The following is a 25,366-nucleotide window of genomic DNA, read 5'->3' on the forward strand; positions in this document are numbered from 1 at the left end:
CAGCTCTAGCGAGTCGGCTCGAGGGCGATCATCGGCGTTCTCGCATCCGTCGTATTGTTGTCTGTCTCGTTATCGTTCGCGTTTTCGGTTTCGTCATCGCTGTCGTTCGCGTCGTCAGCATCCGTCTCGCCGTCCTCTTCGCCGACACCCTCATCATTCGCATCCGGGTCGGCTTCCGGCGGTTCGGGTTCGGCATCAGGATCCGGTACGACCTCGCCGTCACCCGGCTCGAGAACCAACTCGATCGTCTCGCCGTCGACGACGGCCGTCTCCGGTACGTCGGTCGTGCCGAGATACTCGCGTTCGATCTCGCCATCCTCGGGCGTTCCGACGAACACCTCGTACTCGGCGTTATCGGTGGCAGTCACGGCGCTGTCCGCGTACCCATCGTCCGGCCCGAGCGTGTTGTCCGTGGCGTAAGGCACGGTCAGCTCGTAGGTGCCGTCCTCGTTCACCTCGGCTTGCTGGGTGTAGGTGAACGTTCGCCCGGCGTTCGTCTCGAGTTCGACCTGCGCGTACACGCGGTCGGCGTCTCCAACTTCACCGTCGACGATACCGCTGATCGTCGCGCCGTCGACGCGCTCGAACGTTTTGACCGAGGAGACGACCTCCGCGTTGTACACGTACTGGGTGGTAAGCATCCCCTCTATCTGGTAGTTTTGCTGGAACAGCGTTGCCTCGTTGGCCGCACTCGCGCCTTCGAGCATGGCGTCGATGTTTTGGATCTGCTCGTTGTAGCCGGTCGGCGCACCGAAGCGCTCCGAGCTGACCGTGATGTCGAAGGCCTGGCCGTTCGGCAGGACGTGGATCTCCGAGCCGACGATCGAGAACCAGTTCGACTCGTGAACCAGCCGGTAGTGTTCCATTCCCTCGGCATCGTCGAGGTACAGCGATGCGAGCATCGTGTTTCGGTACTGCTCGTTTGTCGTCGACACCTCGAGCTCCTGGCCCTCGACGTTCGCCATGTCGCTCTCGGCGTACTGTTCATACTCGGTTTCGGTCCACTCCGTGATCGCGCTGAATTTGCCACCGGCCATCTGGTCGTCGATCATCACGTACCGAATCTCCTCGTGGCCTGACTCGCCTTCGAGGTCGGCTTCGATCTGCTCGAGCGGGCGGTTGACGACCGGCACGTCGGCCGCAACGCCGTCGAGGATCGCCTCACCGTGGGCTTCCTCCTGGGCGAGTAAGTACCACGACGACGAGCGCGCGTTCGACTGGAACGGGTTCGAGTGGGGCATCCGCTCGGCGTTCGTCGTGATCAGGTGGCCGTAGTCCCACCAGGACATCACGCCGTAGGCGCCGACCGGGTAGTCGTAGTCACCGTCATCGGGGTACTCGTAGGTGCCGTAGTACTCGAGCTGGCTCTGGTTGCCCGCTCCGGCCCAGTTACCGGATTCGGGCGTGCTCTCGAGCATCCACTGGGTGGATTCGTCCCAGACGACCGCGTCACCGCTCGGGTTCGCGGCGGCACCGCGATCCCAGGCGGTGGCACCGGGGCCGGCGATCGGTGGCAGTAGCGGCATAAACAGCATCATCACGACGAGGAAGATCGCGATTACCTGGTAGGTCTCGATCTCCCGTATCTGCTGGGCACTACCGTGAAAGTCGATCTGGAGCAAGCGAGCGATGTCGGCGACGAAGACGGCGTTCAGCACGGCGACCGCGAGCACGAGGTAGTAGGCGAACCGGATCTGCGTTGCCGCCATACTCGTCAGGAACAGCGTCCAGACGACGATCAGGGTGTACTCGGTGCGCCACTCACGGCCGAACAGCGGGCGAATGAGGAGGAATGCGAGGCCGCCGAGCATGGTGAAGAAGGCGGCACCGAACTCGTTGAAGACGTGGTTGGCGAAGTTGTCGGGGCGCTGGGCTTCGGAGATGGTTGCGTCGGTTGCCGTTGCGCCGAACGGGATCAGTCGCCGGTAGAGGTTATCGAGAATCGTGTTGAAGATGTCAGGCAGCACGACCGCCATAACCAGCAACGATGCACCCATGATCCCGACGATTGCAGCCGGGTAGTACTCCCGCTGGAGTGAGCGGCCGTCCCACTGGCGTGCCAGCCAGGCCATAAACACTGCACCAATGGCGACGACTCCCGCCGTCAGCGGCTGGATGTAGCTAAAACTCGTGGGACTCGAACCGGGCTCCTCGAGAAGCGCCAGCGTCATGATCGTCGTGACGCCCATGCTGACCGCAGCGACGAACGCGAGGTGATCGGGTGAGCGTCCGCGGAGGTACTGCACACAGAGGCTGACGACGAAGAAGGTTCCAAAGATCCCGACGAGGACGACGCCCGGGGGCCAGACCCAGATGTAGAGACCGGTTGCGAACCCGGCGAGTGCGCTGTAGATTGTCGGTCGGCGAAGAGTGTCCCAGTCTCGAGCCTCGACGAGCTCCCAGATCGGTCGATCCTGTTCGGCGACGCGAAGGGCAACCATCATCGCGAGGACGGCGATCGCCATGAACAGCACCTCAGCAACGTGGTGCTGGAGTTGGCCGACGGTCGAGCGCGAGAGGAACTGGCCGCGGGAGAGTGCGAGGACGACGACCGCGACGAGTCCGCCGAGCGTCCCCCCGAGACGACGTCCAATGAAGAAGACGGGGAGTGCAACGAGAGCGGCCATTACTGGAACGGCGACGATGGCGACAGTGTACAACGTCTCTGTCGACGGGGAGCCGAGACCGACGATCATCGCTGCGGTGACGATTAGCTGATCGAACAGGGTGCCAAACTGGCCAACGTACCGGCCGGTGGGGAACGACGTCCAGATGTCGAACGGCATCGTGTACGGATAGTTCTCGGCCGTCCACTGTACCGTTCGCCAATGATACCACGAGTCGACGGCAGACAGCCTGGGTTCGCCGTCGGCCATCGCAACTCGGTCGTACGATTGGAGCCGCGTCCACAGCATGAAGAGCATCACGAGCCCAAGCACGGGCACGTGATACCACCGCTCGAGTGTCTCGAGCGTCGAGACGGTCGTTTCGCTCTCGACGCGCTCAGTGTCCGTACTCATTAGCTTGCACGAGACGTAAGTCAAGAATAAGCCTTGTCATATCGCATCTCACTTTCTCATCAGTTGTGGCGTGGTGGTTCGGATACAGTTCGATGGGGTGAGAGTTGCCTTTTTCTCGAGCGAGTGTAGCTGGCTGAGCACACTTCGAGTCGTGATCGAGCGCCGTGATACTGACCGAAGGACAAGGCTTATTCTCCACACGTCAGAACGACCTGCCAATGAGTACACGGGTCTCCGTCGTCATCTGCACCTACGCGATGGAGCGCTACGAGGTCTTTTCGGCGTGCGTCGAAAGCGCTCTCGAGCAAACCTACGAGCCGCTCGAGATCGTGATCGTCGTCGACGGGAACGAAGAGGTGTTCGACCGCGTCCGCGAGGATTTCGGTGACTGCGACGAGGTCGTCCTCCACTGCAACGACGCCAATCAGGGGATTTCCTATAGCCGGACGAAGGGAGCGAAGATTGCCACCGGTGACGTCGTCGCGTTCATCGACGACGACGCGGTCGCCGAACCGGACTGGGTCGCCGAACTCGTCCGGGTGTACGAGGAGACCGACGCGATCGCTGTCGGCGGCCACGTCGCACCCGACTGGGTGACCGAGAAACCCGACTTCTTCCCGGCGGAGTTCTACTGGCTCGTCGGCTGTGACGAGCGAGGTATGGGCGAACACATGGAGGAACTCCGCAACACATACGGCTCGAACATCTCCTTTCGCCGGGACGTGTTCCTGAACGTTGGCGGCTACGACGAGAACACGGGTCGGAAAGGGGATCGGCACATCCAGGCGCACGAGGCCCCGGTCTGTATCCGAATGGCCAACAAGTACGGCAAAGGTGTGATCTATAACACGGACGCCGTGGTTCATCACAAGCTGTTCGACTACCGTGGCGAGTTCCGGTGGCTCGTGTTCCGGTCGTTCTGGCAGGGCTACTCGAAACGGATCATGGATCTCCTGTTGCCCGAGGCATCCGGGGACAAGAACGATTATTTGAAGCAGCTCATGCTCGGGTTCGTTCCGTTACGTCTGAAAGAGTTGGTTCGTCGGCCCTCGAGTGCGAAACTCCAACAGCTCGTGACGATATTCGTCTTTACTGCGGCAGTTGGGTTGGGGTATTTGTACGGACTGCTCGAGGTGGATCGGTCGGAGTTGGTAGCCAGTCGTGACGCCGCGACGGATACCTGACGATCCAGTTTTCGACTGTTGTTGCCTCTCTCGAGCACCTGTTCACGGCTCGAGTTGCGGAACGCCCTCGAGGTTCCCGCGTCGATTTTCGGTGAGGTACTCCTGGTAGTAGCCCAGCCCACGGACGGCTGTGAGCAGCCTCGAGAGCGCGCCGAAGGCGAGTCGGTCTTTCGCGGGGAGGTCGCGATCGGGGCGTTTGATCCCGCTCGGGCGTGGGGGGATCCCGGGCGTGCCGTACCGATTGGGGTGATAGCGCTGGAGCTGACAGAGCCCGCGGCCGACGCGGCGATCCTTTTTGACGTGTGCGCTGAGGCTGTTCCTGGTCGGGTGGTACATAGTGGCGTCGTCGGCGAAGCGAAGGTCGTATCCGGCGTCGTGAACTCGGTTACCGAACTCCTTGTCGCCGCCAGACTCGAGGCGGTGGTCGAATAGCCCGACGTCCTCGAAGACTTCGCGCCGGACGAACAGACAGCAGGTGGGGGCGAACTGCTGGTGCTCGAGGTACTGTTTTACGGGAAAACCTGTGTGATGATCGTAGCGGGCAGCGAGCGAGCGATCTTCTGGGTGGGTAAGTTCCACGTTACAGCCCATGTACGCGGCATTCGTCTCCTCAAATGCTTGGCGAGCGGTAGCAAGCCAGTCGTCGGGAACGGTCATGTCAGCATCGACGAACGCGATTATCTCGCCCGCTGACTGGCGGATCCCGCTGTTTCGAGCGGCGTAGGAGGATTGGACGGCGTCCTCGAGCACGCTCGATATCAGCTCGTCGTCGGTGTACGACTCGATCACTGTGGGCGTTCGATCCGTCGAGTCGTTATCAACAATGGTGAGGTGTGCCTCCCCTTCCTCAAGTTGTGGTCGAATTGACTCAACCGTCGCGCGAACCCCTGACGGATCATTAAATACCGGCATCACAACTGAGATCACCGGGTTGGGAGACGTACTATCCATTTGGCCAGGTCGTGACGACGTAGATTGGGGAGAAAAAGGCATTGGTAAACTAGCATAATTCCCTGAAAATGAATGGATGCGTGACGGCAAATGAACGCGATATCCAATTTTCCATACCCTACATAACACGTTGGAACGATGCCTTTGAATAGGTGGCCTTGACGGAACCAGTATCAGTGATCAAATACCCTCCTGAATTATTCAGGCTCCAGCGCAAGCACTGAGTCGGTAAAGACGACGTGGGCGTGATTCGACTTGAAGAAGCACACCACGATACTAACTAAATCAATGGAAGATCGAACGGCAGGTTGTTCTTGACTGTTTTCTGGAACGTGGTCGAAATTACTAAGAGTGTGCCGAAATAGATGCTTGCACCGAGGGCAACCAAGATAACAACGAACACTGCGTTGTGCTGGGTGAGCCAATGGCCCTCTAATCCCGTGCGGACACCGTAAATAAGCAGACCCATGCTTAGTGCCGCAACCCACTGGTATAAGATATCAGCGAGTGGGATTGAGACGGGGACGAGCGCCTTGGTATACCGGAAAGCAAACACGAGCCCGAAGACGGCTGAGAGACCGGTTGCCACGGCAGCACCGATCCATCCAAACTGCCAGATCAAGAGGACGTTCAGGCAAATGTTGGCCACAATGAAAACCGCGTTAGAACGGAATGCAAGGTCTGGTCGGTCGATCGCATTGAGGGTGTTCAGAAATTGTTTGTTATAGGAATAGATCAAAAGGCCAGCAATAAGGATCCCGAGAACTTCAGTACCTACGACGAACTCAGCTCCGTAAATCAACATGAGGAGATCACCAAGCACCAAAGCCCCAACGAATCCGGGGATAAGGATCAAACCGGCATACGTGAGTGCATCTTCCGTTAATGTCGCGACCATTCTAAAGTCACCCTCTGTTGACACCTTACTCATTTCCGGAAACAGCGTGCTGCTTATTGCGTCGCTGAATATATTGAGGAATTTACTCAGTGACCAGGCAACAGAATAGACGCCGATGAGACCCTGCGTTACGAACAGCCCCAGGACAGTAATATCGATTGTGTTGAACGCACGTCCGCGAAAGCTCCCAAGCCATGCGTACTTCGCATAATCAAAGAGGTTAACAATATGGAATTTCTCCGGTCGGGCCGGGCGAAGCCCAAGAATCCACAGTCCAATCGTCGCAGTGACGAGGTACCCGAAGGCGTACCCAAACAACATACCACTAAGACCCATGCCGATAGCGACCAGAAGAATCTGGGCCAGAGCCCTTGACGCCTGCCTTCCCGTCGATAAAATGGCATACACGTGCACGAGGTGATTACCTTGAAGGGTGGCGTTCACGATCGACTTGTACAAAATCATAACAAGGATGAGAATGATAAATCCCGTCGCCGGGGCGCCGACATAGGCATCTACCTGCCCCCTGAACAGAAAGAGAATCAATGAGGTTATGAGCAATAGAGCACACATCACAACGATTCCAGCACCGACAAATTCCTCCTCCTGTTCGCCTTCACTTACCCGTTTTGTAATTGCTCTGGAGAATCCCACCTTCCCCGCGAGGCTTGCCCACGTAATGATCGCCATCGCCAGCGCATATTGTCCAAGAACTTCAGCACCTAACACTCGAGCAAAATAAATTGTTGCAATAAAGCCCAGTAAAGACCCGACAACTTTCGCGATAAAATAAATAAGTGATGTCTGACCAAGTCGCATTTGTTATGTCACCGTAACCCGGTCGCAATGGGAAGGCTTGAGATAAATGGTGCAATGAACGCTCGAACTATATGCGTTTCCTCTTTCCACGAGATTGTGTGAATACAAACAGCACGTTGACTCTGAAAGAAATGTTCTCCGGTATGTCAACGCTAAGGGGAGGCTATCCAAAAGAAGGGAGACCATGCTGATACCGACTCCAGAGGGGTTATTAGCCATTTAGAAAGTTGCCAGAATCGATTACCGTTCGAAAGAATTATGGAGTAATGAGCAACAACTTACATAATGATTTGAATCACTTGCCAATTGTTGCTCAATCACTTATTAGAGATTTATTGAAAGAGTCATTTCTAACGATTGAACTCGCTTTTTCATTGGCAGCGGTGACCTTCGTCGGGTTCACATTCATAGCGTTCTATTATTCCGATATGAAAAGAGTTCGAAAAGCATACATTACGTACCTTCTTGTTGGGATAGTGATTGTCAGCATTGTCGGCGTTGAACTTCTCCCATTTGTGCATTTGCACAAGTTCATCGATTCGCCAGACCCGGTCGATAGTAACACTGAAGTCCGTCTTTTCGACGAAGATGGTAACGAAATCGTATACGACGCTCGAGCAAGCCCACCGCTTACTGAACCAATGACCGGACGTTTAGCAAGGTATTCATTAGAGAAAAACCCATCATCGAAAGGTGAATTCTTCGATCATTTGTTGTTAAATGCTTGTGAATTTAGAAATGAGGGTATTGAAACCGGAACCCGCTCTACAGTGGAAGGCTCGTTCCCCCCACACCATTTCGATTATAAGTGGAACACTGCCGAGTTAGCAAACTTTGGAGATATTGAAGGCATTGTCGTATACACTGTAACTATCGAATCGAGTTCCGACGGGAGAGAAGTCATCTCTCGAGAAGAAGAAAGGCAGTTTGAAAGATCGGTAGCGGAGGCAAGTGAGGAGGTGCAGGCTGCGTGTTCGTAAATTATTATGCAAATCCACGCTTCCACTCGAGCCTAAACGTCGCGGTTGCACGTCTCATATTGGGGATCACTTTACTCTGGAAAATTGTATCATACGACTGGAAGGCAATCAGTTCGTGGCCAGATGGCACACCAACAGCGGCACCCAATAAGACGATAGAGGCATTTCACGTATTTCACATCGAAATCCTCCACGATCAATTACACCTCCTCAGTTGGTTAGCAATCATCTTTCTGGTCTGTTTTATCATCGGTTATCAATTAAAGTGGTCGAGCTTTCTCAGTTCAATGATTGTCTTCTACCTTATGGCGAACGTGTATTTCTTCAACTCCGTTGGAGAGACCGAGACGGTATTTATTGTCATTTATTTCGTTCTGTTAATTGGATTGTACGATGAACATGATATGCTCACGATAGATGCCCTTCGTGAGGCCGGTGAAAACAAAAGGAGCCGTTTAGAGGGTTGGTACTCCGACGCTACCTCTCACACCTTTCCCCAGCTAAAATGGGCACTTGTCATCTTCTCAACACTCTACTTTATGCCTGGGCTAGCAAAACTACTGACCGGCCCAGGACATAAATGGGTACAACCGGAAACGTTAGCGCGGTTTATCACCCACCGAAGTGAATTCTATACTTCGACTGAAGTAGTCTTAGTCCCTTGGATAATGGAGTATGACATCTTCCTGTTTGGCATGGCATTCGGGACGATCTTCCTCCAAATTGGGTTTCTCCTCGCCGTTTTGCTTCGGCGCAATATCTCATTTTTCGCCCTCGGACTCATAGGAATGCACATTATGATCGCACTGACGATGCAGATACTGTTCATAATGAATATCATATTGATATTGTGTTTTGTAGACTGGGAACGGGCGTATCAGACGTTCAGGAACCACAAGGAACAAGAAAGGTACTTTGACCGGTTATGGTTCGGTTCCAGTGAGTACAGAGAATAACAACACAATCTAAAGACTCCAATAGAGATGGCAACAAATATAGCATACGGGCACTGTCTAGTTCTGCACCTCCTCGACGGGAGTTTGACCGTTTAGTGCCTGGTTCGGTCGATCGTGGTTATAGTGGTGTCTGAAGCGTCTGAGCCAGCGACGTGCGCTGGCTGGACTGCCCCGCCAGAACGAATGAAAGCGGTCGATCCGCATCGACACTGTCTGGAACCACTTTTCGATGTGGTTTCGCTCGATGTAGTCGAGCTGACCGCTCAACTTCCGACGAGCGAGGGAAGTCAGATAGCCACCAGCATCCACGAGAAACGCTGTGTCGTCGAGATCGTGTTTCTCCTCCAATCGGTGGAGAAAGGCCGCCGCGGGGTCGGTGCCGCGACGGCTGAACACGTCGATTTCGAGCAGGAGCTTCGATTTTGTGTCGATCGCGGCGTACAGCCACTTTTTCTCGCCGTCGACCTCGATCTGTTTCTCATCGACCGCGACCCGTGACGGCGCTGCCGTCGGCGGGTCGCTCTGAGCCTCCGACAGCGTGTGCGTCCAGTTCCAAATTGCGCCGTGAGAGCGGTCAATGCTGAGTAATTCGAGGACTGCAACGACCTCCCGAACCGACAGTCCCATCGAATGCAGCCGCACCCCAAACACCCTGACGGGTGTCGGGGTGCGCTCGTTCTCCCAAACCTCATCACAATCCACGTTCAAGGTTTCTCTGAGCAGGTCGGCGAGTTGCATGGATACTTCTCGTCACCACCTGCTCGTTCCTCAAACTCTCATCTAGACAGTGCCTCTCGGAGTTATTCATCGAATGGCTGATGCGTCTTGGTCAACCCAGATGTTTTTCGTGTCCGCTCTACTTTTAATGCTGTTTGCCCTCTATGCTGATCAGGATCAACTGTCGTACGATGGACTTCGTAATCGGTCTTCACGTGGAATAGATGCCCTGAACCGGCATCTCACAAAGCCGTTGACACCAAAGTATCGGGCGACGCCGCTGGCGGTGTTTCTTTTCGGACTAGCGGTCTTGTACTTCGGCTCAGGTGTAGCAAAGGTGGTGCTCGGTGGCCCAGAGTGGGTCTCAGCAACGAATTTGGGAAGGTACATAGAACACTTCTATCAGTTAGGCTACTCCCCGTTCGTTCGGGATCTCGTATTGCAGTTCGATACGCTGCTTCTCATCGCAGCCATTGGGACGATCGTTTTTGAACTTGGATTCGTATTTTCAGTGTTGTTTGACAGGCTGTTTCACCTGTTCGTACTATTGGCGATCAGTTTCCACATCGGGATTGCAATCGTAATGGGTCCAGTGTTTCTCTATTCACTCGTCTTTCTTGCCTTGTTCGTTGACTGGGAGAAGATCCTCGAGCGTCTCGGGCCATCCAACCGGTCACGGTCAAATACGACAACACTCACAGAAGGTGTGTGAAAGGATTGTAATTTTACAAATTTTTGGATGTGAACGAGACGATTGCCTTCGTCCCACAAAGAGAGTACAGTAAGGTGGCTGGATGTGGAGATAACATCAATCCCTCTGTCACAATTGCAGTGTGTCAAGGGGAGAATTATGTCGAAGGGTACGACGCAGTTGCCTATCTAACTCGGCATCTCGGGATTCTCTATCCAGTATATGTGGTTATGCATCTCCCTGGAATCAAGCGATTCGGCCATCACCTCTACCAATATGTGATGGCACCCGAACCCAACTGAGTCTGCACTGAAGGTATCCTTCGTGCTGGCGGTAGCATCTAACAGACAGAGCAAAGAGAAGTGCGGTGTATAGTGATAAAGTTTCGGTACATAGAAATGACATGGGACTATCTCAGAACACATGCATCGACTGGTTCGCAGGGCTCGCGAAATTTACCGTTCTAAGGGTCTGGTAAATCTCCTGAGCGGCGTGCTCCATTATTCAGCGCGGAAAATCGCAGCGCTATCGACGTTTATTCGGGCGGAGTGGGGAAACCCCTACCGGAAACGGGTGCCCCTGCAATGGCGGGTGCGGCTGCTCTCAAATGGATTCCTGTCCCAATCGTACTTCTTTTACGATATTTCGAACCTCAACGAGTATGTCTCAAACTACCATCGGGATTTTCGAACGCGAGAGATAAACGGGAAATCCGAGCGAATCTTCAACGATAAACTTCTCTTCCACCAATTGTTCGATCGCGTACTGAACGGGCATGTTGCTGAGGCTCTCGCGTGGATGGACGACGGTGAACTCTATTTTTTCCATGATGTTGATTCGTTCCAGCAGCTCATTGATGAACACGACCAGCTAATAGTGAAACCTCGTCTCGGAGGGGGTGGCGACGATATCCAGCGGATCACAAGTAAGGAGGGTACTCTCTTACTCAATGGAGAAGAGATCCAGACCGAAATGCTCTTCGCCCGCATTCGAGACAAGACAGATTCCATTGTCTGTGAGTTCATCGAGCAAGACAACTATTCGAGTCAAATCTTTCCACACTCGTTGAATACAATCCGAATACTGACCATGGTCGACCCAGATACCGGTGAGGCGTTTATCCCGATCGCAGTACACCGATTCGGGACGGCCGACTCAGTACCGACCGATAATTGGTCAAAAGGCGGGATCGCATCGCAGGTGGATATCGACTCCGGAGAACTCAGTCCTGCAGCCGGTATCGCCGAGGATGGAACCATCTCGTGGTATGCATCTCACCCAGATACGGGCGAACAAATTGAAGGGGCGGAAATCCCTGGGTGGACTACATTGGCGGAGCAAATTGTACGCGTCGCCGAACAGTATCCTAACTTACCGTATGCTGGATGGGATGTCGCTATTGACGCCAATGGAGAGTTCAAAGTTATTGAGGTCAACAGCTACCCTGACGTCAATATGATCCAAATTCACAAGCCCTTGTTATCGGATGAACGCATCACCCGTTTCTACGAATCCCATCACGTCTTGTGACAATCAAACTAAGTGCGCACGTGATCTGATTCGCCACGGATAGACGTACAGTCTGTGAGACGCTGCTTTGAACAAGAAGACTTTATGCCACACCCGACACATCTCAGAATGGCGTGAGTACAATAGAAGACGCAAAGCGTCTCTATCGGTCTGGTGGGATTCGGTCGCTCCCCAGTGGAGTAGTATACTATTTACTCAAAGAAGGCCCTACTGCCAACTTCACAAAGCGTATTTTGGGATCTACGCTGCATCAGAAATGTCTGGTCTATCCGAGTTTGGGCTATTGGCCACAGATCGAGAATCCACAAACCTTCAACGAGAAAATCCTCCACAGAAAGTTACGGACGAGCGATGATCGTCTCGCAACCGTTGAAGGAAAAATTACGGCTCGAGAATATGCTGCTGATCGCATTGGTGATGATAAGCTTCCTGAGGTATACCACGTCACGGACAATCCAGAGGAGATCCCGTTTGAGTCATTCCCAGAGGAGTACGTGATCAAACCCACGCATATGGCTGGTGAGGTGATATTTGCCGAAAAGGGTGAGACACCGGATCACGCAGCAATAAAAGAACGGTGTAAACAGTGGTTGAACGCTGACTATGGCTATATTCGAAACCAGTATTGGAACGCTGATATCGACCGCCAGGTTATGGTCGAAGAGCGCCTCTCTGACCCGGAGTTCGACGTCCCAATCGATTATAAGATGTACGTGTTTCATGGGAATGTCGAATACATACACATCGATTTCGACCGCTTTGGTAGTCCATCGAGACGGTTCTTTGACAGGGACTGGAACGCCCTGGATTTCCGAAAAGGTGAACTGCCACTTGGCCCAGCGATCGAGAAACCGAATCAATTTGAAGAGATGATTGCTACCGCAGAAACCCTGGGCGCGGATTTTGATTTTATTCGCGTTGATCTGTACAACCTCGAGGATCAGGAGATATTGTTTGGGGAGTTGACGAGCTGCCCTGCATCGGGAATGACGCCGTTTCATCCCCAATCTTACGACCATGAATTTGGTTCTCTCTGGTAGTTATCACGGTCTGTCGGGTAACTATGAGCTAGTATAGCTAACGACAAGCGATAGATGCGTTCCAGATTCTCAAACCACCAATATCTTCGTTGTTGAGTCTGTCAAACTGTGGTTCTAAACAAGTGCCATTCAATTTGTTGTCAATAAAAACTCCAATTACCTCCCGTTCGACATGCCCTTCATGGCAAAATAATATCGCGCTCGCTCACAAAGCATATGTCCGCCCGCTAAAATTATGACTACTATGCAAGCAGTCGTCCTCGCCGCCGGCAAAGGCACCCGCCTCCGGCCCCTCACCGAAGACAAACCGAAAGCGCTCGTGGAGGTCGACGGAAAGCCTCTCCTCGAGGACGTCTTCGACAACCTCCTCAGGATCGGAGCCACCGAACTCATCGTCGTCGTCGGCTACATGAAAGAGAAGATTATCGAACGCTACGGCGACGCCTACGAGGGCGTCCCGATCACCTACGCCCACCAGCGCGAGCAGTTGGGGCTGGCCCACGCGATCCTTCAGGCCGAACCGCACATCGAGGACGATTTCGTCCTGATGCTCGGCGACAACATCTTCCGGGCAAATCTCGGCGACGTGATCAACCGTCAGCAGGAGGAGCGCGCCGACGCCGCATTCCTCGTCGAGGAGGTGCCCTGGGAGGAGGCCTCCCGCTACGGCGTCCTCGACACGAACGGCTACGGCGAGGTCGTCGAAGTGATGGAGAAGCCGGATGACCCACCGTCGAACCTCGTGATGACCGGCTTCTACACGTTCACGCCGGCGATCTTCCACGCCTGTCACCTCGTCCAGCCCTCCGACCGTGGCGAGTACGAACTGCCGGACGCCATCGACCTGTTGATCCAGTCGGGGCGGACGATCGATGCAATTCGGATGGACGGCTGGCGGATCGATGTCGGCTACCCTGACGACCAGGAAAAGGCCGAAGAGCGCCTGCAGGACGACGAGCAGGTACTCTCGGCGAGCGAGTAATCTCGAGACGATGCTCGAGCACGGATCGCCGAACCGATTGATTCCCTCCTCGAGCCCCAACCCAAAAACCACTACTCCCCGCCTCTCTTTTGGTACCGCATGAATGTCTCTATCGTCGGTAGCGGCTACGTCGGCACCACGATCGCGGCCTGTCTGGCCGACCTCGGCCACGACGTAACCAACGTTGAGATCGACGCCGAAACTGTCGACACGATCAACGCCGGCGAGTCCCCGATCCACGAACCGGGACTTGAAGAACGGATCGCCGAACACGCGGGCACGCGACTCCGTGCAACGACTGACTACGGCGCGGTTCGAGACACCGACCTCACGTTTCTCTGTCTCCCGACCCCACAGCACGACGACGGGAGCCTCGATCTGACGGCGATGCGAGCGGCCAGTGAGTCCCTCGGCGCTGCCCTCGCCGAGAAAGACGGCGATCACCTCGTCGTCGTCAAGAGCACGGTGTTACCCGGAACCACGGACGAGGTCGTCGGCCCGACCGTCAGCGAACACGCCGGGACGCCGATCGGCGAGGGGCTCGAGCTAGCGATGAACCCCGAGTTCCTGCGGATGGGCTCTGCAGTCGATGACTTCCTCGAGCCCGAGAAGGTCGTCGTCGGGGCCACGTCCCAGGCGGCCGCCGACACCCTGCGGACGCTCTACGCCCCCATGTGCGACCGCGGCGCTGCCTTCGTCGAAACCGGCGTCCGCGAGGCCGAGTTGATCAAGTACGCGAACAACGCGTTCCTCGCCTCGAAGGTCTCCCTGGTGAACGAACTCGGGAACATCGCGAAAGCCTACGACGTCGACGCCTACGAGGTACTCGAGGCGGTAGGCCTCGACGATCGGATCTCAGACCAGTTCATGCGCTCGGGCCTCGGCTGGGGCGGGTCGTGTTTCCCAAAGGACGTGAACGCGTTGCGGGCGGGCGCACGGGAGCAGGGCTACGAACCCGCCCTGCTTGACGCCGTTGTCAGGGTCAACGACGGCCAGCCGCGTCGCCTGGTCGACCTGCTTTCGAACCACGTCAACCTCGAGGGCGCTCGAATCGCCGTCCTTGGACTCTCGTTCAAGCCACACACCGACGACTTGCGCAAGTCGCGTGCGCTCGACGTGATCGATCACCTACGCGATCGGGGGGCGGCAGTCGTGGCCTACGACCCCGTTGCCGCCGACTCGCTCAGCAAGCGGTACCCCGAGTACGCCGACCTCGAGTACGCCGACAGCGCGGCCGACGCCCTCGAGAACGCGGACGGCGCGGTCGTCGCGACCGACTGGCCGGAGTTCGACGACCTCGAGGCAGCACTCGACGGGATGGCACGAAAAGTCCTCGTCGACGGCCGGCGCATCGACATCGACACCGACGCCCTCGAGGTGTACGACGGGTTGACCTGGTGAGCCCTGGACACCGCCGCCACGGTTGCAGCCGGACACGTCAGGCCAGCACCAGTACGTTTTTCCAGTCTGGGCGTCGAGTGCACCTCAATGAACGACGAGGGTGGTCTCGAATCGGAATATCACGACGGTGACACACAGGTTACGGACGCGACCGTCGAGGAGAGACCACTGTCCGATATCGATCACCCCCTTACGCCCGCACGGGTCTGCATCCTGATCCCGACGCTCGAGGAGGCCGCGACGATCGGCAGCGTCATCGACGACTTCCGCGACCGCGGCTACGAGAACGTGCTCGTCGTCGATGGCGACTCGGGCGACGGCACGCGCGATATCGCTCGCGATCACGGGGCCCGCGTGCTCACCCAGTCCGGCTCCGGGAAGGGCCAGGCCGTTCGCGAGGCGATCGAGCACATCGACGCCGACTACGTGTTGATGCTCGACGGCGACGGCACCTACGACCCGGACGACGCAGAGACCATGCTCGAACCGCTCACCCGCGGTTACGAGCACGTCATCGGGAACCGCTTTGCGCGGATGGACGAAGATGCCATGAAGCGGCTCAACGGCGTCGGCAATCGTCTCATCAACGGTGCGTTTGGGTTCATCCACGGCGCGAACTACGGGGACATTCTCTCGGGCTACCGGGCGTTCACCCGCGACTCCTTCGAGCGATTGTTGCTCGAGGCGGACGGGTTTACGATCGAGACGGAACTCGCCGTCGAATGCGTCCGCCAGGGAATCGAGACGACGGTCGTCCCGGTTAGCTACCGTGCGCGACCGGAGGACTCGGAGACGAACCTCCACCCGGTCTGGGACGGCGGGACGATCATCCTGACGCTGTACTCACTCGCGAAGACGAACAACCCGCTGTTTTATTTCGGCAGCGTTGGGGTCACCTCGATCCTGACCGGTTGTCTCCTGGCTGGCTTCGTCCTCTGGCAGTGGATTCAGTACAACATCGGCCACGAGATTATCGCCGTCGTGTCGGCGGCGGCGATCCTCCTCGGGGTGCAACTCCTCATGTTCGGCGTCCTCTCGGATATGATCGTGACGCTCCACCGCGAACAGCGCCGACGGCTCGAGTCGGTGCGTCGCGAGATACACGGCGACCGTGAGCGGTGAGTGGTCGTTCCTCTCCCAGCTCGACAGTAAGTACGTCTTCTCAACGTTCTGGTTACCTCGAGGCAGGATCCCACCCGTCTCGAGAACTCGAGATGATCAGCAGGAATGAGCACCAGTTGGCCGGAATCATGTGGGAGGTTTATCAGCATATCCGTACTACGGCCGCATATGACCGCTGATGACCTCGTTCGGACGATCATTATCATCGTTGGGATCCTCTTCCTGGCACCGATCGTGCTTATGGTGCTTCTGTGGCCGGCAATGGGGATGGGTGGCGGGCACATGTGGGACGGCGGCATGTGGAATGGCACCGGCTCGTGGTTCTGGATGGGCAGCTGGCTGTTCACCGTCCTCGTCGTCGGTGCGATTGGCTACCTGCTGTTCAGCGCGCTTCGAGGGCCGGACGGTCGGGAAACCGACAGTGCCCTCGAGGAGTTGCGCCTGGCGTACGCTCGAGGTGATCTCACCGACGAGGAGTTCGAGACGCGTCGTGAGCGACTGGAGCGAGATAGATGACGGCGTGGTGATGGGACGGTTCACAGTGGCGGTGACGGTACAATCGCTGTGGAATAGCTCAAGATCGGTACCCTCTGCCAACTGCTCGAGGCGGTTGTGACGCCGTCGCCACCTCGAGAAACGTCGTCTGTTTCTTTATCGGGCGCTTCGGGATCAGATCAACGTTAGCGGGAGCATTGCCACCACGCCGATCGCGAAGCCGGCGACGAGTTCGCGTTTCCCGCCGTGGGGGAGGTCGCTACCAATGTCGAGGGCTTCCGGGACGAACTCGGATAGGACGAGGTAGATCATCGCCCCTGCCGCGAACCCGAAGCCGAATGGGAGGAACTCGCGAGCGATCCGAACGAAACCGAACGCGAGGACGGCCCCGATCGGTTGCGGGAGGCTCGAGAAGACTGCCCACCAGACCATTTTCCAGCGTTCGACGCCCATCGACTTCAGCGGGATCGAGATTGCCGTCCCCTCCGGAATGTTGTGAATCGAGATGGCGACCGTCATGAATACGGCCAGCAGCGGGACGGTGAACCCGAGGACGGGCACCCCACCCTCGAGACCGAGATCGGCGAACGCCACGCCGACGGCGATCCCCTCCGGGAAGCTGTGGACGGTCAGGATACCGAGGATGAGGACGAGCTTTTTGAAATCGGCCTCCTCGTACTCGCGGGGATCGATGTCGGCGTCTACGAGCACGTCGTGGGCAACGACCACGAGCAAGACCCCAGCGGCCATGCCGGCACCGATCTCGAGTGGCGTCCCTACGGCGAGCCCCTCCTCGATGAGACCGAACACGGAGGCAGACACCATGATCCCCGAAGATAGTCCCCACAACAACACGTTTCGGCGGTCGCTGATCTCGTCGAAGAAGAAAAACGGGAGCGCTCCCAGTCCCGTCGCCAGCGCGGTGATGAAGCCGGCTACGAACACCAGGGCGAGGTTCTCGAGGAGCACCATCTGGTACAACTATCGAAGCGGTGGAACAAGTCTTGACCTCCTCCCGCGCCTGAAGACGCGGGTATGCGCTCGCACTATGTATCACCGGGGGTATTGAAATCGCCCCACTCCGGCGCCCGTCCTCCTCGTTTCCGTTACACTCGAGCGAGGATTTGCCGTTCCAGTGGGGGCCGAGTTCCTGTCCAGTGCCAGCTTCGGCGTTCTCGCTATTTGAGGAGCCGTGTTCGTTTCACGGGTGCCCGATTCCGATCCCGACTTCACCCTCAGACGACTCCGGAGGGCGGCACGAGCAAGACATTCCCCTCGGCTCGAGCGACGATGTCTTCGGAGACGCTGCCGAGGAGCAACCGGCGCAGGCGGCTGTGCCCGCGCGAGCCGACGAGGATCGTCGAGGGTTCGTAGGTCGCCTCCGCGGCGAGGATTTCGTCGGCCGGGTCGCCCTGTCGCACCTTGGTCTGGGTCTCGATCCCCCACTCCTCGAGCCGGGTCGCCAGGTCTATGAGCTGTTCCTCGGGATCTTCGTCTTCCGGGAGCCCCGGGTCTTTCGGCGTCTCGACGTGCACCAGCATCGCCTCCTGGGTCGCGTGACGTAGGTACGAAAACGTCTCGAACGCGGCCTCGGCGTTCTCGGAGAAGTCCGTCGCGTACAGCACGCGCTGGAAAAGGCGTTCTCTGAGCACCTTGGGATCGTCCGCCGCGCGTTCGATCCGGTTGACGAGCAACGGCGTCGTCGTCGTCCGCGCGAGGTTGCGCGCGGTCGACCCGATCACGCGATTCTCGAGCGGGCTTTTTCCGCGGGAGCCGACGACCGTGAGGCTGGCACCGATCGTTTCGGCAATCCCGACGATTCGTCGGTGTGGCGTCCCGCGAACGACGTGAGTTTCGACCTCGAAGCCGGCGTCCTCGATGACGCGACGGTATCGCTTGAGTGCACGACGACGACGCCCCTCGAAGTCGATGCCGGGCATCCCGGCGTGGACGTTCGACGGGATGACCGTTACCAGGTGGATCTCATCGATGCCGATCCGGCCGAGACACTCGAGGCAGGTTTCGCTCTCGATGGTCGCTTCACTCGCTACCGAGAGGTCGGTTGCACAGACGGCTTTCATACCTGTCCTATGGTCGCACGGTATAATATTGTTTGGCTCACCCAATACAGGGCGGTCGGTATCTCGCCTGTCGTACCGGTTCGAAGTGGTCGCCCTCGGTGGGTTCTGAATTGTGTAGTCGCCGAAAGGTGTGTACACGTACGCTGAACTCACAGGGTGGGACGGAGTTCGCAACAGCACTGCATGTGTACGTCTACTGGCCACGCAATCGTGACAAGTAGATCGTCACTCGTAGAGACGGTTCGACGTCTTCCATGAGCGTGGTATCCGACCAGGTATTACCGTGCGAACTGCTCACAGGAATCCGGCGCGCGCTCGAGCACTGCTCGAGATGGTTCACCCGATGGCTGTATTCTCATAACGTACAGAAATATTCCCGTTGGATAGGTGTGTGATTCTCTGCAGTAATATTGTGCACCAGTCCCAAAAGCGTTATACGCACTCTCGGAATAGTAGACGACGAGTAGAAAATCATGAGCCACACACAACCGGGTTCGGTTCGGGGCGATCACGTATGATCGATGTCATCACGCTCCCGTTGTACGTACAGGCAATCCTCCTTCTCGTGCTCGTCCTCGTGGAAGCCGTTGGCTTCTACGCTGGATATGGCGCTATCGAGCGAGTCATCGCACCACCGGTAATCGAAACCCTCGAGCAGGTCTGAGCAATGGCGATACTTGGTCTTGGAATCGAGATGCTGGTGCTGTTCGTCGCCTTCGGCTTCATGGTCGGGGTCTTCTTCGGGTTCTTCGGGATGGGTGGCTCCTTCCTGGTCACGCCCGCGTTGTTGATCCTCGGCTATCCGGCCCCAGTGGCGATCGGGAGTTCGATGGCGTTCGTCTTCGGGACGGCCGTCATCGCGACGATGAAACACCACGACGTCGGACAGGTCGACTACAAACTCGGCGCGCTGATGTTCGTCGGGATCGCACTCGGCATCGAGGGCGGGAAGTACGTCGTCTTCTTCCTGGAGTCCCTCGGACGAGCGGAGGTCGTCATCGGGACGGCCTACGTGCTGTTGCTCGGTGCGATCGGCGTGTTGTTCATCCGGAGCGCGCGCAACCAGTCGGCAGCCGAAGACGGCGACGGAACGCACGACGCCGACGAAATCCCCGAGATTGCAAAGACGATCAAATCCTACAATATCCCGCCGATGGTGACGCTCACCGATGGCAGCAAGGCGTCGATGTGGACAATCTCGGGCGTCGGCGGTGGTGTCGGTCTCGTCTCGGGCTTTCTCGGCGTCGGTGGAGGATTCATTCGGATGCCCGCGATCTACTACCTGATCGGGGTGCCACTCGCCGCCGCCGTTGGCACGAGCCTCTTTGGCGCGCTCATGTCCGGTGCTGTCGGGGCGTTCACCTACGGGCTCGGCGGCTTCGTCGACCTCGGCGTCGTGACGGCCCTGCTGGCCGGGAGCGCCCTGGGCGCTCGTATCGGCTCAGCGCTGACGGCCTACGTCGACGAGGACGACGTCACGATCTACTTCGGGATCATGCTCCTCCTCGCGAGCGTTGGCGTCGCCTTCGGCGAACTCGCCACCTGGCTCGAGATGCCGATCCTCGACTCGTTGAGTTTCGTCCTGCTCGTCGGTTCCTCGGCGTTCGTGACGGCCGTGATCCTCTTCTACGGTACCAAAGCGATTCGAACGACGGACGTGAAATCGACCGCGTCAGCGGGGGATACCGATTGACGACCGGCAACGACCGAGGCGTCCACCGACGTCCACGTGGCTCGAGTGACGGGTCAATGGCTTCCGGCTTCGCCGCAACCGGAGTTTTCCGTACTCACCGTTGTCGCCGTCAGGCAGGTGAGCAGCCATGATGGTCGTCGCTATCGTCGCGCTCATCCTGGCTCTCGGCGTCGTCTCGCGCGTCGTCGCCGACCGCGTCCGGATCCCGAGCGTGCTGTTCCTGATCATCGCCGGGATCGTCATCGGTCCCGAGGTGCTCGGACTGGTCTCACAGGACACCTTCGGCAGTGGCCTCTCGGCAGTGGTCGGCGTCAGCGTCGCAATCATCCTCTTCGAGGGTGGCTATCATCTCACCCTCGGAAAGCTCCGTGAGAGTCCGACTGCACTCTCACGGTTGACCACGGTCGGCGCGGTGATCACCTGGCTCGGAACGGCCGCTGCCGTCATCATCTTCCTCGACACCAGCCTCGAGGTCGGACTGCTGGTCGGGGCGCTGTTGATCGCGACCGGGCCGACCGTCATCGGGCCGATTCTAAACGTCGTCACCGTCCGCGATCACGTCGCCTCTGTCCTCGAGGGGGAGGGTGTCATCAACGACGTGACCGCCGCGATCCTGGTGGTCGTCGTCTTCGAAGTGCTGATCGCCGGCGATGGCAGCCTCACCCACCTTGTCGCCAACTTCGCCCTGCGATTGCTCGTCGGCCTCGGCGTCGGGGCGCTCGTCGCCGGCGTCGTCTGGCTGGTGCTCACTCGCGGGAACCTCGCGCCCGGGAACGGACCACTCCACGCGCGGATGATCGTCCTCGCCGGCATCGTCGTCGCCTACGGCGGGGCCGAAGTGATCGCCAGCGAAACAGGTATCGCCGCTGCAGCGATGGCCGGGTTCGCCCTCGGGAACGTCGACCTGCCCCACCACGAGGCCGTGATCGACTTCCTGGACGACCTCTCGGTGGTCGTCCTCTCGTTCGTCTTCGTCGCGCTGGCAGCGCTGATCGACTTCGGGGACATCATCCAGCTCGGTCTTGCCGGCCTCGCTGTCGTCGTCGCGATCACGTTGGTGCTCCGGCCCATCGTGATCTACCTATCGACGACGAACGAACGGTTCACCCGGAGCGAACGGCTGTTCCTCAGCGCCGTCGGCCCACGGGGGATCATCCCTGCGAGCGTCGCGACGCTGTTCGCCGTCGAACTGCAGGCACTCGGTCGGCCACAGGAGGCCCAGCTGCTGGCCGGAACCGTGTTCCTGATCATCTTCGCGACGGTTGTCCTCCAGGCTGGGCTCGCCCGACAGATTGCACAAACTCTCAACGTCTCACCAATGCGCACGATACTTGTTGGTGGGGGACGGGTCGGCCTGTCCCTCGCCGAACGGCTCGAACAGGATGGAGAAAACGTACTGCTCATCGACAACGACCCAGACGCCGTCGAGAACGGGCGCAAACGCGGACTCCGGGTTCTCGAGGGCGACGGCACCGACGCCGACGTCCTCGAGAAAGCGGGTGCCGACAACGCGAAGACGGTCATCTCGACGACGCCCGACGACGACGTCAACCTGCTGGTCTGCCAGCTGGCGAAGACGACTTTCGACGTCGAGAAGGTCGCCTCGCGGGTCAACCAGCCCGACAACGTCGGCGCCTTCGAATCGCTTGGCGTCCATGCGATCGACCTCTCGATGGCGACCGCCTGGTCGCTCGAGAACGTGCTCGAGCGGCCGTCGCTGTCGGCGTGGATGAACGAACTCGGTCGAACCGGAGACGTCCAGGAGATCGAGGTCACGGCCGAGGATCTGGTCGGGAAGTCGATTGCCGACCTCAACTCGGAGATCCCGGACGGGACAATCGCCGGGCTGTTGACTCACAGGGATGGGGAGACGGAAGTCCCAACTGGTGACCACGAACTCCGGGAGGGTGACCGGGTTACGTTCATCGGCCAGGTCGGCGCGGTCGATCGGGCCGTCAAGCGATTCCACCCGCACGACTGACCGGTCACACTGTCCGAGCGCACGCTACCGATCCGTTCGCTCGAGCAGCTTGGGTCGCTTTGCTCGAGCAGGTGACCGTGAAGCCTGAAACACGATTCGTAAATCCTGAAACTCGATCCTTCTCAGAGAGTGATCCACGTCGGAACGGGAGCTCCTTACGGCAGGAGCCGGCGTAGACGCGACGGGACGGGATCGTACCGCTTCGCGAGGATCACCGACCCCGCCGCGTGTCGACCGACGGCTTCCGAGACGGTGCCGAGGAGTTTTCGCTGCACGAGTCCGCCTCGAGAGACACCCATCACGGTCACGTCGTGGTCGGTTGTCCAGTCGGTGATCGTTCCGGTGACCGCATCGCTTTCGACGAGTGCCGTCTCGACGGATGCGACGTCGCTGACCTGTCCTCGGGTCTCCTCGAGCAGCGCTTCTGCGTCTTCGACGGTACCATCGGAATCCGATTCGTCGTGAACGTGCAACAGCGTCACCGACGCGTCGTTCTGCCGAGCGATCGCTGCTGCCGTTTCGGCAGCGAACGCGCTGTGTGGCCCTCCGGCGACCGGCACCAGGATGCGGTCGACGTCCGGTCTCGGGAGTTTGATTCGCTGGACGAGGACGTCGCACTCGGCACTTCGAAGCACTCGGTCGAGGTGGTTTCCGAGGATAATGTCCTCTCGGGGTGGCCGGCCGCGCCACCCCAGCAAAATTGTGTCGACGTCGTGTTCGTCCACTGCACCGACGATTCCCGTCGCGACCCCGCGGGCGATTCGGATCCGGCTTTCGACGGGCACACCCTGGGATTCTACGCGGTGAACGGCCTCCTCGAGCATCCGCTCGTCGTCGTCCTCGAGCAGGTAACGACGGCCGTCGGCGAGTGAGAGCTGTGACGGCACGTCGAGGACGAACAACAAGAGGATGCTGGCTGATCGGTCACAGGCGATATCGATCGCGGTGTCCAGTTGTCGCGCCGCCGTTTCTGCGTTGGCGACGGGGACGAGTATCGTTTCCTCGGTGTCCGAACGCGATGTCATGACTATTAATACGTGCTCGGTTCGTTTATAGGTAATAACTCCTTCTCACCGACCGGGAGAGCACTCTCGACCCAGGAGTGACGCCACGTTCTGCGTTTTGTCAACACGCTTCCTGAATACGGGAATTGGAACTCGAGACACGTCCTTTGACATCGGGACGAGTCGGCCGTCCGCTTTGTTAACACTATAGATATGGACTACATTGGCGGCCGATGAGCGGTGGGTAGTCGGACGATTCTTCCTCCCATCGATGGGTAACGATCGGTGACTGTCAGTCGTTCGTGGTCGTACGATGGGTCTTCTTGACGACACGGTGCGTACAACTGGTGTGTTCGGATCCATACTCGTCCCGACAGACGGCAGCACCAGTGCCGAGGCACCGATCGCCCACGCACTCGAACTGGCTCGAGTGGACGACGCGACCATCCACGCGCTGTACGTCGTCGACGGCGACCTCGAGACGCCTGCACTCGACGCCGAGAGCCGCGACACGCTCGCGGACGCGTCGGAAAAACGGGGGCAGGAGGCGACCGTCCGAATCGAGAACGCCGCGGACGAGCAGGGCTTCAGGAGCGTTCGGGAGGTTCGCGAAGGGGCACCACACACGGCGATCCTCGAGTACGCCGAGGAGCAGGCCGTCGACCTGATCGTGATGGGAACACACGGTCGAACCGGAGCAGAACGAGTTCGCCTGGGGAGTACGACCGAACGGGTCATCATGCTCTCCGACGTTCCCGTGGTGTCGGTTCCCCTCGAAGCGGAGGGAGGCGACGCATCGTACGACCGGATCGTGATCCCGACCGACGGCAGTGACGCAGCCGAGCGCGCTGCCGCCACCGCACTCGACGTCGCCGAGGGAACCGACGCGACCGTCCACGTCGTCTACGTGGTCGATACGACGACGTACGAACTCGAGGATGCACCACGGAGTATCGTCGGGTTGCTCAAAGAGGGTGGAGAAAACGCCACGTCGTCCATCGCCGAGATGGCTCGAGATCGCGACCTCAGCGCGAAAACCGACGTTCGCCGGGGCCAGCCTGCGTCGAAACTGCTCGAGTACGCCTCGGCCGTCGACGCCGACCTGCTCGTGATGGGGACGCGGGGCCAGGCACTGGGAACCCGGGGGCAACCGGTCGACGCCGATCGGTTGCTCGGCAGTACGACCGCCCGTGTCGTCCGACGGTCGTCGGTGCCGGTGTTGACGGTCAGGTGATCGTGACCGTGTTGGTGTCGTCCCTCGAGTGTCGAGTGTTACTGCCGTTACTCGGGTGTCGAGAATCGATGCCCGGATGAGAGCGAGCCGCCCGATCACCTATCGTTCGCACTACACAGCAACACAGGTCGCTCGGTGTTGAGGAACACGTTCTGGGCGACGCTGCCGAACAGCGCCTTGCCAGCAGGCGTTCGTTTGCGGCCCGCGATGGAGATCACGTCCGCATCGTGTACCTCTGCGGCCGCCAGGATCTCGTCGGCTGGCTCGCCGCTTTGCCCTTCGACGCTCACTTCGAAGTCCGTTCCCTCGAGGCGCTCTTTCGCTCGGCGGACGGCCCCGATCTGGGTGACTGAGGCACCCTCCGGGTTGTCCGTGAACACGTGGACGATTCGAACGTGTGTGGCGGCTGGCTCGAGATCGAGGCCGAGAAGCGAGTCGGCCTGGGCTACGGCTCGGTCTTCGTCGTGATCGACGGCAAGTAGTACTGTGGCCATACTGGACACAGTCACAGTCAATTCGTATATATCTACAGTTCAGTTTTCCAGGTGGAAGAATCGGGGGGTCGCTTGGGTGAACGAGAAACCCGT

At 58.3% G+C, this 25,366-nt stretch carries 22 protein-coding genes; 14 read left to right on the forward strand and 8 right to left on the reverse strand.

Features of this window, described 5'->3' with window-relative positions; genetic code table 11:
- Nucleotides 1–5 precede the first annotated feature (5 nt).
- Nucleotides 6–3,020, reverse strand: a complete 3,015-nt coding sequence (locus NGM68_RS12935; RefSeq protein WP_252698654.1) for an oligosaccharyl transferase, archaeosortase A system-associated — start codon at nt 3,018–3,020, stop codon at nt 6–8.
- A 218-nt stretch (nt 3,021–3,238) separates the two neighbouring features.
- Between NGM68_RS12935 and aglG the strand changes: the two genes are divergently transcribed.
- Nucleotides 3,239–4,204 carry a glucosyl-dolichyl phosphate glucuronosyltransferase gene (gene aglG, locus NGM68_RS12940; RefSeq protein ID WP_252698655.1) on the forward strand — a complete coding sequence of 322 codons (966 nt, stop codon included), beginning with the start codon at nt 3,239–3,241 and terminating at the stop codon, nt 4,202–4,204.
- A 42-nt stretch (nt 4,205–4,246) separates the two neighbouring features.
- Here the strand turns inward: aglG and NGM68_RS12945 are convergent, their stop codons facing one another.
- Nucleotides 4,247–5,131: a glycosyltransferase family 2 protein gene (locus NGM68_RS12945; protein WP_305884208.1), complete on the reverse strand. Its 885-nt coding sequence runs from the start codon at nt 5,129–5,131 to the stop codon at nt 4,247–4,249.
- Nucleotides 5,132–5,435: 304 nt separating this feature from the next.
- Nucleotides 5,436–6,872, reverse strand: a complete 1,437-nt coding sequence (locus NGM68_RS12950; RefSeq protein ID WP_252698657.1) for a flippase — start codon at nt 6,870–6,872, stop codon at nt 5,436–5,438.
- A 266-nt stretch (nt 6,873–7,138) separates the two neighbouring features.
- Between NGM68_RS12950 and NGM68_RS12955 the strand changes: the two genes are divergently transcribed.
- Nucleotides 7,139–7,852 (forward strand): hypothetical protein, encoded by a 714-nt coding sequence (locus NGM68_RS12955; RefSeq protein ID WP_252698658.1) that lies wholly within the window; start codon nt 7,139–7,141, stop codon nt 7,850–7,852.
- Nucleotides 7,843–8,808, forward strand: coding sequence for a hypothetical protein (locus NGM68_RS12960; protein WP_252698659.1), 966 nt, complete (start codon nt 7,843–7,845; stop codon nt 8,806–8,808). Before NGM68_RS12955 ends, NGM68_RS12960 begins: the two co-directional genes overlap by 10 nt.
- Nucleotides 8,809–8,865: 57 nt before the next feature.
- Here NGM68_RS12960 and NGM68_RS12965 read toward each other — a convergent pair whose 3' ends face one another.
- Complete coding sequence (locus NGM68_RS12965) at nt 8,866–9,546, reverse strand: IS6 family transposase (protein WP_252698660.1); 681 nt, start codon at nt 9,544–9,546, stop codon at nt 8,866–8,868.
- A 127-nt stretch (nt 9,547–9,673) separates the two neighbouring features.
- Between NGM68_RS12965 and NGM68_RS12970 the strand changes: the two genes are divergently transcribed.
- The 7 genes from NGM68_RS12970 (at nt 9,674) to NGM68_RS13000 (ending at nt 16,807) form a co-directional block, all read left to right on the forward strand.
- Complete coding sequence (locus NGM68_RS12970; RefSeq protein WP_252698661.1) at nt 9,674–10,237, forward strand: HTTM domain-containing protein; 564 nt, start codon at nt 9,674–9,676, stop codon at nt 10,235–10,237.
- A gap of 402 nt (nt 10,238–10,639) precedes the next feature.
- Nucleotides 10,640–11,746, forward strand: coding sequence for a sugar-transfer associated ATP-grasp domain-containing protein (locus tag NGM68_RS12975; protein WP_252698662.1), 1,107 nt, complete (start codon nt 10,640–10,642; stop codon nt 11,744–11,746).
- Between the two features lie 113 nt (nt 11,747–11,859).
- Entirely contained in the window at nt 11,860–12,786 is a 927-nt protein-coding gene (locus NGM68_RS12980) for an ATP-grasp fold amidoligase family protein (RefSeq protein WP_252698663.1), read from the forward strand.
- A gap of 244 nt (nt 12,787–13,030) precedes the next feature.
- Nucleotides 13,031–13,768, forward strand: coding sequence for a UTP--glucose-1-phosphate uridylyltransferase AglF (aglF, locus tag NGM68_RS12985; RefSeq protein WP_252698664.1), 738 nt, complete (start codon nt 13,031–13,033; stop codon nt 13,766–13,768).
- Nucleotides 13,769–13,867: 99 nt separating this feature from the next.
- Nucleotides 13,868–15,169, forward strand: a complete 1,302-nt coding sequence (aglM, locus tag NGM68_RS12990; protein WP_252698665.1) for a UDP-glucose 6-dehydrogenase AglM — start codon at nt 13,868–13,870, stop codon at nt 15,167–15,169.
- 87 nt (nt 15,170–15,256) lie between these two features.
- The gene (gene aglJ / locus NGM68_RS12995) at nt 15,257–16,291 is read left to right on the forward strand and encodes an S-layer glycoprotein N-glycosyltransferase AglJ (protein ID WP_252698666.1); all 1,035 of its coding nucleotides are present in this window, start codon (nt 15,257–15,259) and stop codon (nt 16,289–16,291) included.
- A gap of 168 nt (nt 16,292–16,459) precedes the next feature.
- Nucleotides 16,460–16,807 carry an SHOCT domain-containing protein gene (locus tag NGM68_RS13000; RefSeq protein ID WP_252698667.1) on the forward strand — a complete coding sequence of 116 codons (348 nt, stop codon included), beginning with the start codon at nt 16,460–16,462 and terminating at the stop codon, nt 16,805–16,807.
- Nucleotides 16,808–16,960: 153 nt separating this feature from the next.
- On the opposite strand, the gene NGM68_RS13005 is transcribed toward NGM68_RS13000, so the two are convergent.
- Together NGM68_RS13005 and NGM68_RS13010 are read right to left on the reverse strand one after the other, a co-directional pair.
- Nucleotides 16,961–17,758 (reverse strand): ZIP family metal transporter, encoded by a 798-nt coding sequence (locus tag NGM68_RS13005; RefSeq protein WP_252698668.1) that lies wholly within the window; start codon nt 17,756–17,758, stop codon nt 16,961–16,963.
- Nucleotides 17,759–18,021: 263 nt separating this feature from the next.
- Nucleotides 18,022–18,867, reverse strand: coding sequence for a universal stress protein (locus NGM68_RS13010; protein WP_252698669.1), 846 nt, complete (start codon nt 18,865–18,867; stop codon nt 18,022–18,024).
- 514 nt (nt 18,868–19,381) lie between these two features.
- On the opposite strand from NGM68_RS13010, the gene NGM68_RS13015 reads away from it, so the two are divergent.
- The 3 genes from NGM68_RS13015 (at nt 19,382) to NGM68_RS13025 (ending at nt 22,541) form a co-directional block, all read left to right on the forward strand.
- Entirely contained in the window at nt 19,382–19,531 is a 150-nt protein-coding gene (locus NGM68_RS13015; RefSeq protein ID WP_252698670.1) for a DUF7512 family protein, read from the forward strand.
- Nucleotides 19,532–19,534: 3 nt separating this feature from the next.
- On the forward strand, nt 19,535–20,560 hold the full coding sequence (locus NGM68_RS13020) for a sulfite exporter TauE/SafE family protein (protein WP_252698671.1): 1,026 nt from the start codon (nt 19,535–19,537) through the stop codon (nt 20,558–20,560).
- 130 nt (nt 20,561–20,690) lie between these two features.
- On the forward strand, nt 20,691–22,541 hold the full coding sequence (locus tag NGM68_RS13025; RefSeq protein WP_252701428.1) for a cation:proton antiporter domain-containing protein: 1,851 nt from the start codon (nt 20,691–20,693) through the stop codon (nt 22,539–22,541).
- Nucleotides 22,542–22,696: 155 nt separating this feature from the next.
- On the opposite strand, the gene NGM68_RS13030 is transcribed toward NGM68_RS13025, so the two are convergent.
- Nucleotides 22,697–23,566, reverse strand: a complete 870-nt coding sequence (locus tag NGM68_RS13030; protein ID WP_252698672.1) for a universal stress protein — start codon at nt 23,564–23,566, stop codon at nt 22,697–22,699.
- A 328-nt stretch (nt 23,567–23,894) separates the two neighbouring features.
- On the opposite strand from NGM68_RS13030, the gene NGM68_RS13035 reads away from it, so the two are divergent.
- Nucleotides 23,895–24,779: a universal stress protein gene (locus tag NGM68_RS13035; protein WP_305884210.1), complete on the forward strand. Its 885-nt coding sequence runs from the start codon at nt 23,895–23,897 to the stop codon at nt 24,777–24,779.
- 95 nt (nt 24,780–24,874) lie between these two features.
- Here the strand turns inward: NGM68_RS13035 and NGM68_RS13040 are convergent, their stop codons facing one another.
- Nucleotides 24,875–25,273, reverse strand: coding sequence for a universal stress protein (locus tag NGM68_RS13040; RefSeq protein ID WP_252698674.1), 399 nt, complete (start codon nt 25,271–25,273; stop codon nt 24,875–24,877).
- Nucleotides 25,274–25,366 lie beyond the last annotated feature (93 nt).

It is taken from the genome of Natronosalvus vescus (assembly GCF_023973145.1).
GTDB lineage: Archaea > Halobacteriota > Halobacteria > Halobacteriales > Natrialbaceae > Natronosalvus > Natronosalvus vescus.

Coding starts and splice junctions, on each gene's coding strand:
- NGM68_RS12935 (WP_252698654.1), bottom strand. CDS start 3,020: ATGAGTACGGACACTGAGCGCGTCGAGAGCGAAACGACCGTCTCGACG.
- aglG (WP_252698655.1), top strand. CDS start 3,239: ATGAGTACACGGGTCTCCGTCGTCATCTGCACCTACGCGATGGAGCGC.
- NGM68_RS12950 (WP_252698657.1), bottom strand. CDS start 6,872: ATGCGACTTGGTCAGACATCACTTATTTATTTTATCGCGAAAGTTGTC.
- NGM68_RS12955 (WP_252698658.1), top strand. CDS start 7,139: ATGAGCAACAACTTACATAATGATTTGAATCACTTGCCAATTGTTGCT.
- NGM68_RS12965 (WP_252698660.1), bottom strand. CDS start 9,546: ATGCAACTCGCCGACCTGCTCAGAGAAACCTTGAACGTGGATTGTGAT.
- NGM68_RS12970 (WP_252698661.1), top strand. CDS start 9,674: ATGCTGTTTGCCCTCTATGCTGATCAGGATCAACTGTCGTACGATGGA.
- NGM68_RS12975 (WP_252698662.1), top strand. CDS start 10,640: ATGCATCGACTGGTTCGCAGGGCTCGCGAAATTTACCGTTCTAAGGGT.
- aglF (WP_252698664.1), top strand. CDS start 13,031: ATGCAAGCAGTCGTCCTCGCCGCCGGCAAAGGCACCCGCCTCCGGCCC.
- aglM (WP_252698665.1), top strand. CDS start 13,868: ATGAATGTCTCTATCGTCGGTAGCGGCTACGTCGGCACCACGATCGCG.
- aglJ (WP_252698666.1), top strand. CDS start 15,257: ATGAACGACGAGGGTGGTCTCGAATCGGAATATCACGACGGTGACACA.
- NGM68_RS13000 (WP_252698667.1), top strand. CDS start 16,460: ATGACCGCTGATGACCTCGTTCGGACGATCATTATCATCGTTGGGATC.
- NGM68_RS13005 (WP_252698668.1), bottom strand. CDS start 17,758: ATGGTGCTCCTCGAGAACCTCGCCCTGGTGTTCGTAGCCGGCTTCATC.
- NGM68_RS13010 (WP_252698669.1), bottom strand. CDS start 18,867: ATGAAAGCCGTCTGTGCAACCGACCTCTCGGTAGCGAGTGAAGCGACC.
- NGM68_RS13015 (WP_252698670.1), top strand. CDS start 19,382: ATGATCGATGTCATCACGCTCCCGTTGTACGTACAGGCAATCCTCCTT.
- NGM68_RS13020 (WP_252698671.1), top strand. CDS start 19,535: ATGGCGATACTTGGTCTTGGAATCGAGATGCTGGTGCTGTTCGTCGCC.
- NGM68_RS13025 (WP_252701428.1), top strand. CDS start 20,691: ATGGTCGTCGCTATCGTCGCGCTCATCCTGGCTCTCGGCGTCGTCTCG.
- NGM68_RS13030 (WP_252698672.1), bottom strand. CDS start 23,566: ATGACATCGCGTTCGGACACCGAGGAAACGATACTCGTCCCCGTCGCC.
- NGM68_RS13040 (WP_252698674.1), bottom strand. CDS start 25,273: ATGGCCACAGTACTACTTGCCGTCGATCACGACGAAGACCGAGCCGTA.